General features: G+C 70.6%; 15 protein-coding genes and 2 pseudogenes. 6 read left to right on the forward strand and 11 right to left on the reverse strand.

Annotated elements, in window-relative coordinates; all coding sequences use genetic code 11:
- Positions 1–61: 61 nt before the first annotated feature.
- Complete coding sequence (locus FE633_RS14710; RefSeq protein ID WP_138045585.1) at positions 62–781, forward strand: CBS domain-containing protein; 720 nt, start codon at positions 62–64, stop codon at positions 779–781.
- Between the two features lie 182 nt (positions 782–963).
- On the forward strand, positions 964–1,428 hold the full coding sequence (locus FE633_RS14715; RefSeq protein ID WP_138045586.1) for a pyridoxamine 5'-phosphate oxidase family protein: 465 nt from the start codon (positions 964–966) through the stop codon (positions 1,426–1,428).
- A gap of 298 nt (positions 1,429–1,726) precedes the next feature.
- On the opposite strand, the gene FE633_RS14720 is transcribed toward FE633_RS14715, so the two are convergent.
- The 5 genes from FE633_RS14720 to FE633_RS14740 form a co-directional block, all read right to left on the reverse strand.
- A complete protein-coding gene (locus tag FE633_RS14720) occupies positions 1,727–2,350 on the reverse strand; it encodes a DoxX family membrane protein (RefSeq protein ID WP_138045587.1) in 624 nt (207 codons plus the stop codon).
- A 159-nt stretch (positions 2,351–2,509) separates the two neighbouring features.
- Positions 2,510–3,361: a universal stress protein gene (locus FE633_RS14725; protein WP_171059956.1), complete on the reverse strand. Its 852-nt coding sequence runs from the start codon at positions 3,359–3,361 to the stop codon at positions 2,510–2,512.
- A gap of 45 nt (positions 3,362–3,406) precedes the next feature.
- The gene (pflA, locus tag FE633_RS14730) at positions 3,407–4,165 is read right to left on the reverse strand and encodes a pyruvate formate-lyase-activating protein (RefSeq protein ID WP_138045588.1); all 759 of its coding nucleotides are present in this window, start codon (positions 4,163–4,165) and stop codon (positions 3,407–3,409) included.
- 20 nt (positions 4,166–4,185) lie between these two features.
- On the reverse strand, positions 4,186–6,441 hold the full coding sequence (pflB, locus tag FE633_RS14735; RefSeq protein WP_138045589.1) for a formate C-acetyltransferase: 2,256 nt from the start codon (positions 6,439–6,441) through the stop codon (positions 4,186–4,188).
- Positions 6,442–6,537: 96 nt separating this feature from the next.
- Positions 6,538–6,738, reverse strand: a complete 201-nt coding sequence (locus FE633_RS14740) for a hypothetical protein (RefSeq protein ID WP_138045590.1) — start codon at positions 6,736–6,738, stop codon at positions 6,538–6,540.
- A 123-nt stretch (positions 6,739–6,861) separates the two neighbouring features.
- Here FE633_RS14740 and FE633_RS48345 point away from each other — a divergent pair.
- From FE633_RS48345 to FE633_RS14755, 3 genes and pseudogenes are all read left to right on the forward strand, one after another.
- A pseudogene (locus tag FE633_RS48345) lies at positions 6,862–7,262 on the forward strand (cyclic nucleotide-binding domain-containing protein).
- A 41-nt stretch (positions 7,263–7,303) separates the two neighbouring features.
- Positions 7,304–7,981 carry a CBS domain-containing protein gene (locus FE633_RS14750; protein ID WP_138045706.1) on the forward strand — a complete coding sequence of 226 codons (678 nt, stop codon included), beginning with the start codon at positions 7,304–7,306 and terminating at the stop codon, positions 7,979–7,981.
- Between the two features lie 16 nt (positions 7,982–7,997).
- The gene (locus tag FE633_RS14755) at positions 7,998–8,993 is read left to right on the forward strand and encodes an Acg family FMN-binding oxidoreductase (RefSeq protein ID WP_138045591.1); all 996 of its coding nucleotides are present in this window, start codon (positions 7,998–8,000) and stop codon (positions 8,991–8,993) included.
- Positions 8,994–8,996: 3 nt separating this feature from the next.
- Here FE633_RS14755 and FE633_RS14760 read toward each other — a convergent pair whose 3' ends face one another.
- The 4 genes from FE633_RS14760 to FE633_RS14775 all read right to left on the reverse strand — a co-directional run bounded on the left by FE633_RS14760 (position 8,997) and on the right by FE633_RS14775 (position 14,180).
- A complete protein-coding gene (locus tag FE633_RS14760) occupies positions 8,997–10,010 on the reverse strand; it encodes a 2-hydroxyacid dehydrogenase (protein ID WP_138045592.1) in 1,014 nt (337 codons plus the stop codon).
- Positions 10,011–10,209: 199 nt separating this feature from the next.
- On the reverse strand, positions 10,210–10,722 hold the full coding sequence (locus tag FE633_RS14765) for a flavodoxin domain-containing protein (protein WP_138045593.1): 513 nt from the start codon (positions 10,720–10,722) through the stop codon (positions 10,210–10,212).
- Between the two features lie 16 nt (positions 10,723–10,738).
- A complete protein-coding gene (locus FE633_RS14770; protein ID WP_138045594.1) occupies positions 10,739–11,470 on the reverse strand; it encodes a CBS domain-containing protein in 732 nt (243 codons plus the stop codon).
- Positions 11,471–11,486: 16 nt separating this feature from the next.
- Entirely contained in the window at positions 11,487–14,180 is a 2,694-nt protein-coding gene (locus FE633_RS14775; protein ID WP_138045595.1) for a bifunctional acetate--CoA ligase family protein/GNAT family N-acetyltransferase, read from the reverse strand.
- 140 nt (positions 14,181–14,320) lie between these two features.
- On the opposite strand from FE633_RS14775, the pseudogene FE633_RS14780 reads away from it, so the two are divergent.
- Positions 14,321–14,389: pseudogene (locus tag FE633_RS14780) on the forward strand (hypothetical protein); the annotation flags it as partial.
- A 53-nt stretch (positions 14,390–14,442) separates the two neighbouring features.
- On the opposite strand, the gene FE633_RS14785 reads toward FE633_RS14780, so the two are convergent.
- Together FE633_RS14785 and FE633_RS14790 are read right to left on the reverse strand one after the other, a co-directional pair.
- Entirely contained in the window at positions 14,443–15,324 is an 882-nt protein-coding gene (locus FE633_RS14785) for a universal stress protein (protein ID WP_138045596.1), read from the reverse strand.
- A 39-nt stretch (positions 15,325–15,363) separates the two neighbouring features.
- On the reverse strand, positions 15,364–16,269 hold the full coding sequence (locus tag FE633_RS14790) for a universal stress protein (RefSeq protein ID WP_138045597.1): 906 nt from the start codon (positions 16,267–16,269) through the stop codon (positions 15,364–15,366).
- Positions 16,270–16,283 lie beyond the last annotated feature (14 nt).

Consider the following 16,283-nt stretch of genomic DNA (forward strand, 5'->3'; position numbering starts at 1 on the left):
GCGCAGGAGAACTCCGTCGCGCCCCACTCGTGGACGCCGGCCGAGAAAGGGAGTGGGCGTGATGACCCGCATCGTCGGCGAGGTGATGACCCGGGAGGTCGTCGAAGCGCGCCGGGAGACTTCGTTCAAGGACGTGGCACGGCTGCTGGAGTCGCATGGGATCAGCGGGCTGCCCGTGGTGGACCACGACGACAAGGTCCTGGGCGTGATCTCCGAATCCGATCTGATCCACGGCCAGGCGGCCAGGTCCACACCCGGCCGAGGACGGCGGTTCCGGATCCCCGCACTTGGCCGATCCGCTCGCCACGCAGCCGCCGTTGCCCGCGCCACAACCGCGGAGGAGCTGATGTCGACACCGGCGGTCACCGTGCACCCGGAACAGCCCGTCGCGGACGCCGCCCGCGTGATGGAGCGCCACCACGTCGAACGTCTCCCCGTCGTGGACGAGGAGGACCGGCTGATCGGCATCGCCACCCGACGTGACCTCCTGCGCGTCTTCCTGCGCACGGACGAGGAGATCCGCCAGGACGTGCTCGACGTGCTGACCCGCACCATGGGCCTGCCTCCCGACACCGTGATCGTCGCGGTCCGGGACGGCATGGCGATGCTCGAAGGACGGCTGGAACTCCGCAGCGACATCCCGCAGGCCCTCCGGCAGACGTGGCGCGTCGACGGGGTGGTGGGTGTCGTCAACAGCCTGACGTTCCGCGTCGATGACACCCGCGGGCCCGGGAAGCACCCGTCACACAGGATCAAGCACTACTGGCTGCCCGAACGCTGACCTCGGCAGTACAGGCCCGACGATGCCCGGGCAGCGGGACGTCCCGGACGCCTGAGGGCCGACCGGACGTGCTTCAGGGCCGAACGGCCCTAGAGCTCCTGATCACCGACGCGTTCGAATGATCTGATCGAACGCCGCCCGGAAACATACACCAGCGAAGAACACCCGCACGAAAGCCCACCATGACTCTCGACAACGCCCGTCCGGTCCCCCCAGGACCTCGCCAGAGCATCGAGCTCGACAGCGACGAAGCCCTGCGGCTGCTCGGCAGCGTGTCCCTGGGGAGGATCGTCTTCACCCGGCACGCGCTGCCGACCATCCGCCCGGTCAACCACATCCTCGACAACGGCGACATCGTCATCCGCACCCACGAAGGCGCCGCCCTGACCTCGCACACCCGACAGGCCGACGGCCGGGGCGTGGTCGTGGCATACGAAGCCGACGCCATCGATCCGGACACACACCTCGGCTGGAGCGTGGTGGTGACCGGATACGCCCACCTGGTGACCGACCCGCAGCAGCTGGCCCTCTACGAGACGATGCTGCACCCGTGGGTGCAGCACAGCATGGACTACGCCGTCCGTCTCCGCCCCGACCTGGTCACGGGTGTCCTTCTCACCGAGGCGGACCAACGCGCCAAGCTCTGAATCGTCTCCTGCGGACAGGCTCTGCGGGCGGTCGGGACCGCGGGACCGATGGCCCCAGGACGGCACCGGTCGGCCCTCGTCGCGACGCCCGGTCCGACAAGCCGGCCCCGTTCGATGCGGGGCATGTGCGGACCTCCTTCAGGAGTGCGATGCCAGTCTCTGAGCCACGCACCCGGCACAGGAGGCGCCTCAAGTCCCTGCTGGGGACCGACCGGCCGTTCCAGCCGACCCGCGCGGCGGAACCACGAGACCGGGCCGCCACCGCGCGTTGCGGTGGCGGCCCGGTCGGGACCGGCCGTCAGAGCAGCCAGCGGTTCCTGCTGACGAACGGCAGTTGTGCCCACGCCTTGCCCAGCCCCCAGGTGGCGCCGGCGCCGGCGGCCGCCAGAGCGATGAGGACGACGGCGTAAATGAGGTGGTAGTCGGCGAACGGGTTGGTGGACATGCTCGCTGAGCCGTCGGAGAGGTGCTTGGCCGGGGGCCACTCCGCGGTCCACATCAGCGCCATCATCGCGGTCCCGGCGACGGCGGCGAGCCGTAGACCGATACCCGCGATCAGAGCGAGCCCGATGCCGAGCAGGCCGAGCATGAACAGCCAGTCGGCCCAGGTGTCGCCGGCCCAGTCGTGGAAGGTGGACTCCATCGGTCCGACGGCCACACCGCTGAGGAAGCCCCTGGTCGGCGAGCCGCCGTCGATCCAGCCCTTGCCGGACGGCGTGGCGTAGCCGAAGCCGAAGGTCTTGTCCAGGAACGCCCACAGGAAGACGAACCCGGTCAGCAGGCGCAGACCTGCGAAGGCATAAGAGCCGACTGCCGTGGCCGACGCGGTCGCGGCGTCGCCGGGCGCCTGAGCGGCAGAGGACCTGCGCAGCGGCGGGAAGTGAAACCCTGCATGCCGGTGGGGGTGCTCGTGAACCGCCATCTCGCTCATCCCTTCCAAGGGCTCTGTACGGCGTCTCCGTGACTCCGTTACGCCTCCAATGTCCCGCTCTTCCAGGGGAGTTCGGAGGGGCTGGACGACCTGGTTCCTGGGGCCGGAAGTCCCTGCTCACAGGTCCGGTCAGCTGCGTGAGGCGCGTCCTCAGGCGCGCTGGCCGTTGTTCCGGCCGGCCGGAACGATGAGGACGGGGCAGTGGGAGTGATGCAGCAGGGTGTGAGTGACCGGCCCCAGGTGCACCCCGTGCCGATCAGGGCTGCGGTGTGCGGCGATGACGACGACGTCGGCCTCGCAGGTGGCCTCCAGCAGCGCCTGGGCCGGCCCGGTACGAACCGTGCGGGTCTCGACGCCGACCTGCGGATACCGTTCCTCCAGCTCGGCCAGGGTGAAGCGGGGCACCGCCTCCTCGCTCCAGGTGCGCCGGGCGTCCTCCTGCTGGCCCGGGCTCGTCGCGGGCACGAGAGACGGCAGTTCGGGGGTGACATGCCTCCGTGTCCAGGCGTGCAGGACGTTCAGCCGCGCACCACGACGCTCCGCCTCTGCGAAGGCGTATGCCGCCGCGTCGGCGTCGGCGTCACTCTCGATGCCGAGCAGCACCGTGCCGAATTCCCGGGACGGCTGGTCGCCCCGTACGACGAGCAAAGGGCTGCGGGTGCGGGCGGCAAGGCGCAGGCTCACCGAACCGAAAAGCCTGCCGGTCAGACCTCCGAACCCGCGGGTTCCGACGACGGTGAGATCGGCGTCCTGTCCTTCGCGCAGCAGCGCGTGGGCTGCGCCTCCCTCGACGGCCGAGGCCACGACCGGCACGCCGGGGCGCCGGGCACGCACCCGTGCGGCGGCCGAGGCAAGGATCGGTCCGGCCTCGTCCCGGTCGGGTACGGCGTACAGGATGCGCAGGGCGGTGCCGCGTCGCTCCGCCTCCTCGGCGGCACGGTCCAGCGCCCACGTGGCGGCCAAGGAGCCGTCCACTCCGACGGTCACACAACCAGTAGTCATCTCGCCTTCGCTCCTCTGCTCTGTAGGTCCTTGGTGCACTTCAGGTCACAGCGCCCGCAGGCCGTGCTCCCGGAACTGCTCGCGCACCCGCTCGGTGAGTTCCGGGCCCGGGGCAGGGGTGTCGCGCAGCGGGAAGGGGATCTTCAGGGCGTCGTACTTGTGAGCGCCGAGCTTGTGGAACGGCAGGACGTCCACGCGGTCGACGCTGTCGAGGCCGGCGACGAAGCGGGCGAGGCCGTCCACGGCTGCCGGGTCGTCGGTCCAGCCGGGAACCAGGACGTAGCGGATCCACATCGGGACGCCGAGCCGGTCGAGACGGGTGGCGAAGTTCAGTGTGGGCGCGAGCTCGCCACCGGTCAGCTTCCGGTACGTGTTGACCTCGAAGGACTTGATGTCCAGCAGCACCAGGTCGGTGTCGACGAGGAGTTCGTCGGTGGCGCGGGCGCCGAGGAAACAGGAGGTGTCGAGGGCGGTGCGCAGTCCGGCCTCCTTGCAGCGGCGCAGTACCGAGCCGGTGAAGGAAGGCTGGAGCAGCGGCTCGCCGCCGGTGAGGGTCACCCCTCCCCCGGCCGCGGTGACGAAACCCCGGTACTTCTCGATCTCCGCCATCACCTCGTCGACGGTGACCTCCCGCCCGTCGCGCATGTGCCAGGTGTCCGGGTTGGCGCAGTACAGGCAGCGCAGCGGGCACCCGCTGACGAAGAGCACGAACCGGGTCCCGGGACCGTCCACGCCGGTGGACAGGTCCCAGGAGTGGATCCGGCCCGTCGTCCGGTCGAGACCTGCCGCCGGGCTGGTCGTCATCGCCTTCACGGCCCGCTCACTCACAGCGACCCGTGGAAGGTGCGGCTGATCACGTCGAGCTGCTGCTCGCGGGTCATGCGGACGAAGTTGACGGCGTACCCGGAGACCCGGATCGTCAACTCCGGGTAGTTCTCCGGGTGTTCCATGGCGTCCTCCAGGACGGCCCGGTTCAGGACGTTGACGTTCATGTGGAAGCCTCCGGCCGCCGTGTAGGCGTCGAGGATGCCGACCAGGTGTCCGGCGCGCTCGGCCGGGTCGTGGCCGAGGCCCTCCGGCGTGATCGTCGTGGTCAGTGAGACGCCGTCGCGGGCGTGCTCGTACGGAAGCTTCGCCACCGACAGGGCCGACGCGGCCACGCCGTGCCGGTCACGACCGTTCATCGGGTTGGCGCCGGGAGCGAACGGGATGCCCGCGCGGCGGCCGTCGGGTGTGTTGCCGGTGTGCTTGCCGTAGACCACGTTGGAGGTGATGGTCAGCACCGACTGGGTGTGCTCCGCGTCCCGGTGGGTGGGGTGCTTGCGCACCTTGGCCATGAAGGACTTCACCAGGTCCACGGCGATGGCGTCGGCGCGGTCGTCGTTGTTCCCGTACGCCGGGAACTCGCCCTCGGTCTCGTAGTCGACGGCCAGTCCGGTCGCGTCCCGGATGACCTTCACCCTGGCGTACTTCACAGCGGACAGACTGTCCGCGGCGACCGACAGACCGGCGATGCCGCAGGCCATGAAGCAGTGCACCGGGTGGTCGTGCAGGGCCATCTCGATGCGCTCGTAGGCGTACTTGTCGTGCATGTAGTGGATGACATTGAGCGTGTTGACGTACGTCTCCGCCAGCCAGTCCAGGACACGGTCGTACGCTGCCGACAACCCCTCGTAGTCCAGGTACTCGCCCATCAGAGAGGGCATCTCGGGGGTGATCTGCTCGCCCGTCATCTCGTCGCGGCCGCCGTTGACCGCGTACAGGAGCGCCTTGGCGAGGTTGACGCGGGCGCCGAAGAACTGCATCTGCTTGCCCACCGCCATCGCCGACACGCAGCAGGCGATCGCGGTGTCGTCGCCGGTACGGGGCCGCAGCAGCTCGTCCGACTCGTACTGCACAGCGCTGGTGTCGATCGAAACCTGAGCGCAGAACTCCTTGAAACCGGAGGGCAGTTGGGGCGACCACAGCACGGTGAGGTTCGGTTCGGGGGCCGGGCCCAGGTTGTACAGGGTCTGCAGGAAGCGGAAGGAGGTGCGGGTGACCAGCGGCCGGCCGTCGGGGCCGATGCCTCCGATGGACTCCGTCACCCAGGTCGGGTCGCCGGAGAACAGTGCGTCGTACTCGGGCGTGCGCAGGAACCGTACGATCCGCAGCTTGATCACGAAGTCGTCGATCAGCTCCTGGGCGCGGGTCTCGTCGATGGTCCCCTCGTCCAGGTCGCGCTGGAGGTAGACGTCGAGGAAGGTCGACGTGCGGCCCAGGGACATCGCGGCGCCGTTCTGTTCCTTCACGGCCGCCAGGAAACCTAGGTACAACCACTGCACGGCCTCGTGCGCGGTGGTCGCGGGGCGGGAGACATCGCAACCGTAAGTCGCCGCCATGCGCGTCAGCTCACTCAACGCCCTTATCTGCTCGGCGAGTTCCTCGCGATCGCGGATGACCTCGGAGGTGGAGGGCCGCGCGTCCAACAGGGTGCGCTCGGCACGCTTGGCCGCGATCGGCCGGTCCGTGCCGTACAGCGCGACACGCCGGTAGTCGCCGATGATCCGGCCGCGGCCGTAGGCGTCCGGCAGCCCGGTGATGATGCCGACTCTGCGGGCAGCCCGCATTGCGGGGGTGTACGCGTCGAAGACGCCGTCGTTGTGGGTCTTGCGGTAGGTCCCGAAGACCTTCTCCACGAACGGGTCGGGCTCGTAACCGTATGCCTTGAGTCCGTTCCGGACCATCCGCAGGCCGCCGTTCGGCATGATCGCGCGCTTGAGCGGGGCATCGGTCTGCAGGCCGACGATCAATTCCCGCTCAGGGTCGATGTATCCGGGCGCGTGCGAGGTGATGGTGGACGGGGTCGCGGTGTCGACGTCGAGGATGCCCCTCGCGCGCTCCTCCGGGAACAACGCGCTGACCTTGTCCCAGACGGCGCGGGTGCGGTCCGTGGGACCGGCCAGGAATGCCGAGTCGCCCTCGTACGGCGTGTAGTTGGCCTGGATGAAGTCGCGCACGTCGATGCCGTCGCGCCAAAGCTTCCCGGCGAAGCCGCTCCATTCCTCTGCCCGAATACCCGCTGTCGCCGTTGCCGTCATCGCCAGTCTCTCCTCGCTCCGTGCATGGACATCTGCGCTTCCGGTGCTTGTCACCCGCAATGCCGCGCCGAAGGCCCGTCGGGGCCTTCTCCCGGCTCAGAGACGGGCCAGGGTCCGATGGGGTCGGCGGGACGCCTCGGTCGGCCGCGAGACCTCGGGCCGACGACGGATGCGGCGCTGCTGTGCCCGTACCACCAGCGCATCGAGCGCGGCGCTGAGCACGAAGGTGACCGCCATGGAAGCCCCCAGGAGGACAGCGAAGAGCTTCCAGAACTCCGGAGTCAGTGACGTACCCACGATGCACACCCCCTTGAGTCGGGTTGTCTACGACTTCATCGAATCTCCGAACCTGCTTCGGCGCAGGGTGCCGAAGGGACCTCATCCGGTACCGAGCGGCCCGGTTACGGGGCCGAGCGGCCCATGGTCCGGGGTCCGGCACCGGAAGACGCTGGAGGTGACAGGTTCGTACGCCCGTACCGGAGGCACGTCATGATCGCTCCCGCCACGGTCGGCATGCCGCGAGCGCTGCCGGCCGTGCTCGGCCGCCGTGCGGCCGTCATCGAGCACCTCGGACACAACGAACTCATCGGCTGGTCCTGGCTGTTCGCCCCGTATACCTGGCATCTGGGCGCCGAGGCAACCAGCACAGTGCGTGCCTATGAGTTCGACGCCACCGCGGTCCGCCTGATGTGCCAGGACGATCCCGCGCTCGGTGCGAGCATCGCCCACTGGGTGGGGAACGTCCTCGCCAACGCCCGCACTCGGCCCGCACCCGGCTGCTGGACCTGTACGCCCCCTACGGCAGCGGCAGCCTCCTGTGACCACCCCTACAAGTCGAAGCCATGGCGGCCAAGGAGACATGATGCACGGCACCCCGCACATCGTCAGCGACGTGATGACCCATACCGTCGCCGCGATCGGCCGCGGCGCCGCCTTCAAGGAGATCGTGCGGATGATGCACCACTGGCAGGTCAGCGCCCTGCCCGTCCTGGAGGGCGAGGGCCGAGTCGTCGGCATCGTCTCCGAGGCCGACCTGCTGCCCAAGGAGGAGCTCCGCGACAGCGACCCCGACCGGTACACCCAGCTTCGGCGCCTGTCCGATCTCGCCAAGGCCGGCGCGGTGACCGCCGGGGAGCTCATGACCTCTCCACCTGTCACCGTCCGCGCGGACGCGACGCTGGCTCAGGCCGCGCGGACCATGGCTCGCGCCAGGGTGAAGCGGCTTCCCGTCGTCGACGAGGTGGGCATGTTGCAGGGCATAGTCAGCCGTGCCGACCTGCTGAAGGTGTTCCTGCGTGACGACGAGGAGATCGGCGAGGAGGTCCGCCGGGAGGTGGTGTCGTATCTCTTCCCCGCGCCGACGTCAGCTGTACGCGTGGCGGTGCGGGACGGAGTGGTGAGGCTCGGTGGCCGTATCCGTGACACGTCCCTGGTTCCCGTGGCCGCACGTCTGGTGCGTGCCGTCGAGGGCGTCGTGGACGTCGAGTTCGACCTCTCCCCGTCCCGCGCGGCAGAAGCCGGGCCGTCCGGTACCGGATGAGGCGAAGGGGGTCCCGATGCGCCCGGCGGTTCTCAATGTCCCGACCCTGGAGAAACTGGTCTCCGCGGCCGTGGCTGCACCCTCGATCCACAACACGCAGCCCTGGCGGTTCCGGCTCGACCCGGACACCGTCACGCTGGAGATCCGTGCCGCGACGGATCGCGGTCTGCGCCACATCGATCCGACCGGCCGCGCCCTGCACCTCTCCGGGGGCTGCGCGGTGCTCAACCTCCGCGTGGCGGTGGCGCACTTCGGCTGGGAGCCGGTGACCCGGCTGCTGCCCCGGCCGGATGAGCCGGAGCTGCTCGCGACCGTGCGGTTCGGCGGCACCGCCTCCGCAGCCTCCACACCGCACCTGTACGACGCGCTGTGGCGTCGGCGCAGCAGCCGCTTCCCGTTCTCCGAGCGGCCGGTGCCCGCCGCCGTCCTGATCGAACTCGCGGAGGCCGCCCACGCCGAAGGCGCCCTGCTGAGCCGTCCCGAACCGGCTGCAACCGACCGCCTGCTCCGGCTCATCCGCGTGGCGGAGCATCGCAACACGGCCGACCCCGACCGGGCCGCGGAGAGCCGCCGCTGGGCGCACGACCCGAATGGCGAGGCTCTCGGCATGCCGCCCGAGACGCTGGGCCCACAGGACTTCCGGGAACGGATCCCGATGCGCGACTTCGGCGCTCACCGGCACCCGGCCGAGCTGACCGCCCGCCCCTTCGAGAACCGGCCGTCCATCGCCGTACTGTCCACGGTGCACGACCGACGGACCGACTGGCTGCGTGCCGGCCAGGCCCTCGAACGCGTCCTGCTGGTGGCTACCGCGCACGACGTACGGGCGTCGCTGCTGCACCAGGCACTGGAGTGGCCCGACCTGCGCGACCAGCTGGGACAAGTGCCCGACGACCGACACACTCACGCGCAGATGGTGCTCCGCCTCGGATACGGGCCTGAGGGACCGCCTTCGCCGCGTCGCACGGCGCAACAGGCACTGGCCGAAGAACCGCTGTCAGTTGCCCGCTGAGGCTCAGGCCGGCGAAGGCCGCACCAGGGTGTTGTCCCCGGTGCGCCCGGCGAGGTAGTCCTCGACGTTGCGGACGGTGGTCTCGGCGATCTGCTCCACGGCGTCCCGGGTGAAGTATGCCTGGTGCGAGGTGACCAGCACGTTGTTGAAGGTCATCAGCCGGGCGAGGCGCTCGTCGGTCATCACCTCCAGGGATTTGTCGAGGAAGAACAGTCCGGCCTCCTCCTCGTACACGTCCAGGCCTACGCCGCTCAGCCGCCCCGCACGCAGGGTTTCCAGCAGGGCGTCGGTGTCGACCAGGCCGCCGCGGCTGGAGTTGATCAGGATCGCGTCGTCCCTCATCCGCGCCAAGGCCTCGGCATCCACCAGGTGATGGGTGTCCGGCAGCAGTGGCACGTGCAGACTGACCAGGTCCGCCTCGGCGAAAAGCCACTCGCGCCCGACGTACTTCATGCCAAGGGCCAGGCACTCGGGGTTCTCGGTGATGTCCCAGCCCAGTAGGCGCATGCCGAAGCCGTGGGCGATCCGGGAGAACGCGGTCCCGATCCTGCCGGTGCCCACTACCCCGGCCGTCCGGCCGTGCAGGTCGCGGCCCATCAGTCCGTCGAGCCGGAAGTCGAACTCCCGGGTGCGGTGGGCGGCCCGCACGATCCGGCGATCGACCGCCAGCGCCAGCGCCCACGCGAACTCGGCGACCGAGTACGGCGAGTAGGACGAGACCCTCGCCACCGTCAGCCCCAACTCCTCGGCCGCCGTCAGATCGATGTTGTTGAAGCCGGTGGCCCGCTGGGCGATCATCCTCGTACCGCCGTCGGCCAGCGCGCGCAGCACCTCGGCGTCCAGTGTGTCGTTGACACTGCACAGCACGACTTCGCGGCCGACCGTGGTCGGGGCGGTGTCCTTGTTCAGGAACAGCCCCAGGCAGCGCAGCTCATGACTGCCGGCGAACGCCCGGTCGAACGCGTCCCGCAGCAACGGCTCCTCGTCCGCGAGGACGCCGTACGCGACGATCTCCACGTGCTCTCCTCCCGTCGGGGCGGGTCCATCGGGGCAGGTGACCACCTCTCCACCGTAGGACGCAGCCCGAACGGCCGCCGCCCTGTGTGTCGGTGAGAGCGGCGGCCCCTGCGCGAGACCTAGCGTTCCCCCTCCCGGGCCAGGGGGTGTCGTTCGGATCACGCCGGGTCCGCGACGCCTGGCACGGCACCCCCCTGGCTCAGCTCCTCTCAAACGTGGCGCCCGCGAGCTCGGACCCGATCCGGGCTACCCACGCCTCGATCGCGGTGAAGTCGCGGAAGTCCCCGCCCTTGCCGGAGCGGAGGATCATCCGGGCGACCCATCCCTTCGCGCCCTCCTCCAGGCAGCCCCCGAAGGTGACATGCTCCCTGGCGTCGAGCTGGTCCATGGCCTTCTTCACACCGGGCACAGGCGGGATGTCCCGCTCCGAGGCCGAGGGGTCGAGCGGGCCGCTGCTGAACAGCCACAGCGGACGTTCGTCCAGGTCGCGGCGGTAGCGGCGGACGAAGCGGCGGGCGTCCTTGTGCCAGCGCCCGGCATACAGTCCGCCTCCGACCACCACGGCGTCGTACGACGTCACGCTCTCCACGGACCGGGCCGGGCGTGCCTCGGCCGTCAGTCCCTCCTTGCGCAGGACGTCGGCGATGGCTTCGGCGATCCGCGCGGTCGATCCGTTCGTTGTTCCGTAAGCGACCAGCACGCTGTCGGGCATGGCGGTCCTCCTCCTCTCATATCGTGCGCAGCCAGTCGTCGGCGGCGCCGTGCAGCCCCGGTTCGCCCGGCCGGAGATGCGAGTCGTCCAGCCGGTAAGTGAGCTTGTCGACGACTGCGACCACGCCGCCGATCTGGCGTGTCATGGAGACGGCGATCTCCGTCTCGCTCTTGCGCTCCATATCGCCGGCGAGCGTGACCACGCCTTCCACCACGGAGACATCGACGGTCCGGGGCGGCAGCCAGAGTGCCCTTGTCACCACGTCGTCGATCACCTCCTGGCGGATCTCCGTGTCGGGCCGCAGGAAGACCTGGAGCAGGTCGCGCCGGGTGACGATGCCGATGAGCCGGTCCTCCTCGTCGAGGACGGGCAGCCGCTCCACGCGCCGCTGCGCCATGGTGCGGGCGGCCTCGACGATGGTGTCGTCGGCGTGCACGGTGACGGGCGGCCGGGTCATCAGCTGCCCGGCTGTGCGAGCCTGCGCCTTCGCCGCCTGCCGCCGGGCGCCGCGCCTCAGGTCGGCGAGACGCCGACGGCGCGTCGGTTCGAACGGGTCGGGGGTCACGGCCTGCCGGGCCATCAGGTCCGTCTCGGAGATGACCCCGAGGACCTTCTCCTCCTCGTCGATCACCGGCAGTCCGCTGATCCGGTGGTCGGCCAACAGCCGGACCACCTCCTTGAAGGGGGTGCCGTACTCGACGCGAATGACCTCCGTGGCCATCACGGGGCCGACCTTGTTGTGCTTCATCGTCCATTTTCCCTTCTCAGCGGAGTCGGCGCAGATACGGGTCCTGGGACCTGCGCGGCAGCAGGCGTACGCGCGCGTCGAGCACGCTGACTCCGCTCGGTGTCGCGAGTACGGGGTTGAAGTCGGCCTCGACAAGCTGCGGCAGGTCGCTCGCCATGCGAGACAGCCGCAGCAGCAGCTGCTCGAGGCCCGCGAGGTCGACCGGGCCGCTGCCGCGCGCGCCGAACAGGAGAGGTGCGCAGCGCGGTGCAGTGATCAGGTCGTGCACGTCGTGGTCGGTGAGCGGGGCGAGCCGGGCTGCGTGGTCGCGCAGGACGTCGGTCGTGGTGCCGCCGAGCCCGAACAGGACGAGCGGGCCGAAGACTTCGTCCTGGACCACACCGGCGAGCAGCTCTGTGCCGCGGGGTGCGAGCGGCTGGACGACCACTCCGGTCAGCAGTCCGTCGAAGCGGGTCCCGAAGTCCCGGAAGGCTTCCCGTACTTGGGCATCGCCCTGGAGGTCGAGATGGACGGCGTGCTGCTCGCTCTTGTGCAGCAGCCCCGGCCAGTGGGCCTTCATCACGACCCGGCCGTCGGGGCCGCGCAGCCGCTCGGCGGCGATGACAGCCTCGTCCTCGGTCGCCGCCCAGGCCCACGGCAGCTGCGGAATGCCGTAGCAGGCGAGCAGGTCGGCGCAGGCGCTCGGATCCACCCAGCCACCCTCCGGATGAGCGGCCAGGAACGTCGCGACGACCTCGCGGGCGCGCGACGTGTCGACCCCGTCGAGGCTCGGGACCGTCCCGGCGGGCCGGGCAAGCCATGCCGCGCGGTGGGCGGCGTGGGCCAGTGCCCGTGCCGCTGCCTGGGGTTCCGCGTACGAGGGGGTGGTGCCACCGTCGGCGGCGGGCAGCAGCTTCACCGGGAGGTCCTGCTCGAGCCGGACCGCGAGGACCGGCTTCGCCCGGTGTGCGGGGGCGTCGGTGAGGGCGCGGACGAGATCGTCGCCGGTCGCTGTGGCCACGGCGGTGGGGACGAGGGCCAGCAGGACGGCGTCGACGCCCGGGCGCCGCACCAGGAGGTCCACGCAGTCCTTGAGCTGGCCCTCCGTGACGGCGGCGGTGGCGTCGACCGGGTTGCCGACGGCCGCACCGTCGGGGAGTACGGCGAGCAGGTGGTCGATCATTTCGGGCGTGAACGCCGGGAGGACGAGTCCGGCCTCCGCGCAGGCGTCGGCGGCCAGGACGCCGGCACCGCCCGCGTTGGTGACGATCGCGACGCGGGATCCGAACGGCAGCGGCTGCGAATGCATCAGCGCGGCCGTTTCCAGAAGCTCGCCGACCGAGCGGGTCGCGGTGATCCCGGCCTGGGTGAACAGGGCCTGCCGCGTCATGGTGCGCGTCGCGGCAGCCGCGGTGTGCGAGGCAGCGGCGCGGCGGCCCGCGTCGGTGCGGCCCGCGTCCACGGTGAGCACCGGCATGCGGCGGGTAACCCGCCGGGCTGTGCGGGAGAAAGCCCGCGGATTGCCGAAGGACTCCAGGTGCAGCAGGGCGAGGCCGGTACGGCTGTCGCTCTCCCACCACTGGAGCATGTCGTTGCCGCTGACGTCGTACTTGTCGCCGAGGGAGACGAAGGACGACACGCCGATGCCGAGCCGGGACAGCCCGTCGAGCAGAGCGATGCCGACCCCGCCGGACTGCACGGCCACACCCGCGGTACCGGGGCGCGGGTGGCCGGCGGCGAAGGTCGCATCCAGCCGCACCTCGGGATCGGTGTTCGAGATGCCGAGGCAGTTGGGCCCGACGAGCCGCATGCCGTACGCACGGCAGGCCGCCATCAGCGCCTGCGCCTGTGTGCTGTCGAGGCCTGCGGAGACGACGAGGACCGCCCGTGCGCCGGCCTTGCCGCACTCCTCAGCGATCTCGGGGATCTCAGGGGCAGGCACCGCCACGACCACGAGATCAGGGGTCTTCGGCAGGGAACTCACCGACGGGTACGAGGGCACGCCGAGGATCGAGGAGGCGCCGGGGTTCACCGCGAAGAGCCGCCCGGCGTAGCCGCCTGTGTGGAGGTGGTGCAACACGGCCCGCCCCACGGATCCGGGCTTGCGCCCCGCACCGACCACGGCGACCACCTCCGGCCGCAGCAGCGACTCCAGGCTGGCCACGTCGGCGGCCCGGCCGCGCGCCTCCACGGCCGACAGGTAGCTGTCGTCCTCGTCGAGTCCGACGACGCAGCGCACCTCCGGCCCTTCGAAGTGGCGAGTCGTACGCAGTCCGAGATCCGCGAAAAGCTGGAGAACCTCCTGGTTCTCGCTCAGCGCATCCGCGGTGAACGTGGTGATGCCCTCCGCGCGGGCCGCCGACACCAGGTGTTCCACGAGGAGGGTGCCCACGCCGCGGTGATGGAGCCCGTCGGCGACGGCGATGGAGATCTCGGCCGAGTCGCCGTCACCACCGGTGTCGAACTCGGCCAGGCCGATCACCCGTCCCCCCGTCTCCGCCAGCAGAGCCCGGAAACCGGGGCGCGGCGGGCCGCAGGCCCGGCCTGCGGCCAGCGCGGCCGAGCGCCGGCTCGCCGCGAAGAACCGCAATCGCAGGTTCTCCAGGGACATCTCCTCGTAAAGCCCCTGCACCTGGTCGTGGTCGCCCGGCACCACGGAACGAATGCACACGGTGGTGCCGTCCGCGAGCAGGGCATGGACCGGGGGTCGGCCGATCGCGTGGTCCGTCATGGCGGGTCGCCTCCAAGCCTTGTGATGCTTCGAGCATCCAGCGGATGGAGGGCCGGTCCCATGGGCTGTCCGGGGGCGAGTACAGGGCCGGTCGGCCCTACGCGGCCGCCAAGATGGCTCGACGTACGTGAACCGCGCCGCGACTGGCGCGGATCGTTGCGCTCCCGAAGCCGACGGAACGCGAGCGCACCCAGTGGTACGCCGCATGATCTGCAGACGTACGTCCCCGATCACGCGGCGAGCCTCTGAGCCGGGCTGCGGATCAGGTCCGCTGCGGTACGACTGCCACGGGGCAGGCGGAGTGGTGCAGCACGGTGTGGGCGACACGACCGAGCTGCAGTCCGAAGTGTCCCCTCGGGCGCCGGGCCCCGACGACGAGGAGGTCGGCGGTGCGCGAGGCGTCGAGCAGCACATTGCGGGCGGAGCCCTCGGCGGTGCGGCGACGCAGCTCCACGGACGGGTGCTCCGCGGCCGCCTCGTTCAGCGCGGCCTCCAGAGTCTCCGCGGCCCGCTGTTCGTGCAGCCTGGCGGGTTCCCCCGCCAGGAGGGGATGGTCGGTGGTCTGGTGCGCGGGGCACCGCCAGGCTCGTACGGCCTCGAGGACGGCTCCCCGTCGCTCCGCTTCCTCGAAGGCGAAGCGCACGGCCGCCGAGCTGCGCGTGTCCTCGCCGACACCGAGCAGGATGCGCCCGTGCGTCGCGGGCTGCGCCCGGTTGTCCTGGTGGCCGCGCAGCACGATCACCGGGCAGTCGGCGTGGGCGGCGACGGCGAGACTCACCGAGCCGAGCAGCAGCTCGGCCAAGCCGCTGCGGCCGCGCGACCCGAGCACCAGCACGGAGGCATCCTGTCCCTCGCGCACCAGCGCGGGCACCGGGCCGTCGGGCGTCACCTCGGCCTCCACCTTCACGTCCGGACGGCGACGGTGGACACGTTGCACGGCGGCATCGACGATCTTGTCTGCCAGTATCTGCTCGGACGTCCTGCCGAGATCCTGAGCCGGCGCCGCACCCTCGTACCGCTCCCACAGCGAGGCATACACCAACCGCAGCGGCACCCCGCGGATCGCGGCCTCGTCCGCCGCCCAGTCGACGGCACGCAGGCTCGGCTCGGAACCGTCGACACCCACGACCAGAGGATGCTCCATCGTCCTCACGTCCTCACGTCCTCACTTCTCGGGAATGCGTCAGCCGTGCGCGATGACGGCGACGGGGGCGGCTGCGTGGTGCAGCACGGCGTGCGTGACCGGGCCGATATGCGCACCGAGGGGCGAGCGACGGATACGGCGGCCCACGACGACCAGAGAGGCCTCCCTGGAGACGTCCACCAGATGGATGGCCGGGCTGCCGAACCGGGACTCCTCGATGACCTCGACAGCGGGGAACTTCTGGCGCCACGGACGAAGGACGTCCTTCAGGGCGGCAGCGTCCTTCTTGGACAGTTCAGCGTGGAGTCCGCCATCCACCGGGATGCCGTACGCGTAGTAGGGCGGCGGGTTCCAGCCGTGCACGACCAGCAGGTCCGTCTCCCGCCGCAGCGCGGTGTCGAAGGCGAACTCGATCACCGCCTCGTGCGGGGTGTCGGTGTCGAGGCCGAGGACGACCGGCCGGAACGGGGTCGCGGCGGACGGGATTCCCGCCGGGTCCATCGCGTGCTCGTCCGCGGCCTGCTCCCCGGCGCGGACCAGGACCACGGGCTGTTCTGCACCCGCGACGACGGCCTGGCCGACGGAGCCCACCATGAAGCCTCCGATGCCGCTCAGGCCACGGGAGCCGAGGACCAGCAGTTCGGCGTCCTTCGCCACGCGTGTCAGCACCTCGCCGGGCCGACCGCTGATCTGTTCCACGGTCACGTCCACGCCGGGGTGACGCCGCCTCAGTCCTTCGGCCGCCTCCCGCGGTATCCGCTCGCTCCAGTGCTGCTGCGTCTCGGCACCGAGGAGCGGTGCCTGGGCGATGGGCTCGGGCACGGGCTCCCAGACGTGTACGAGCTTGAGCGGCAGACCGCGCAGCTTCGCCTCACGGGCCGCCCACTCTGCGGCTGCCCGGCTCTCGGCCGAGCCGTCGAAGCCTGCGACAACGGTGTGGACCATGGTTCTGCCTCCTC

This window comes from Streptomyces montanus, assembly GCF_005786655.1.
GTDB lineage: Bacteria > Actinomycetota > Actinomycetes > Streptomycetales > Streptomycetaceae > Streptomyces > Streptomyces sporangiiformans.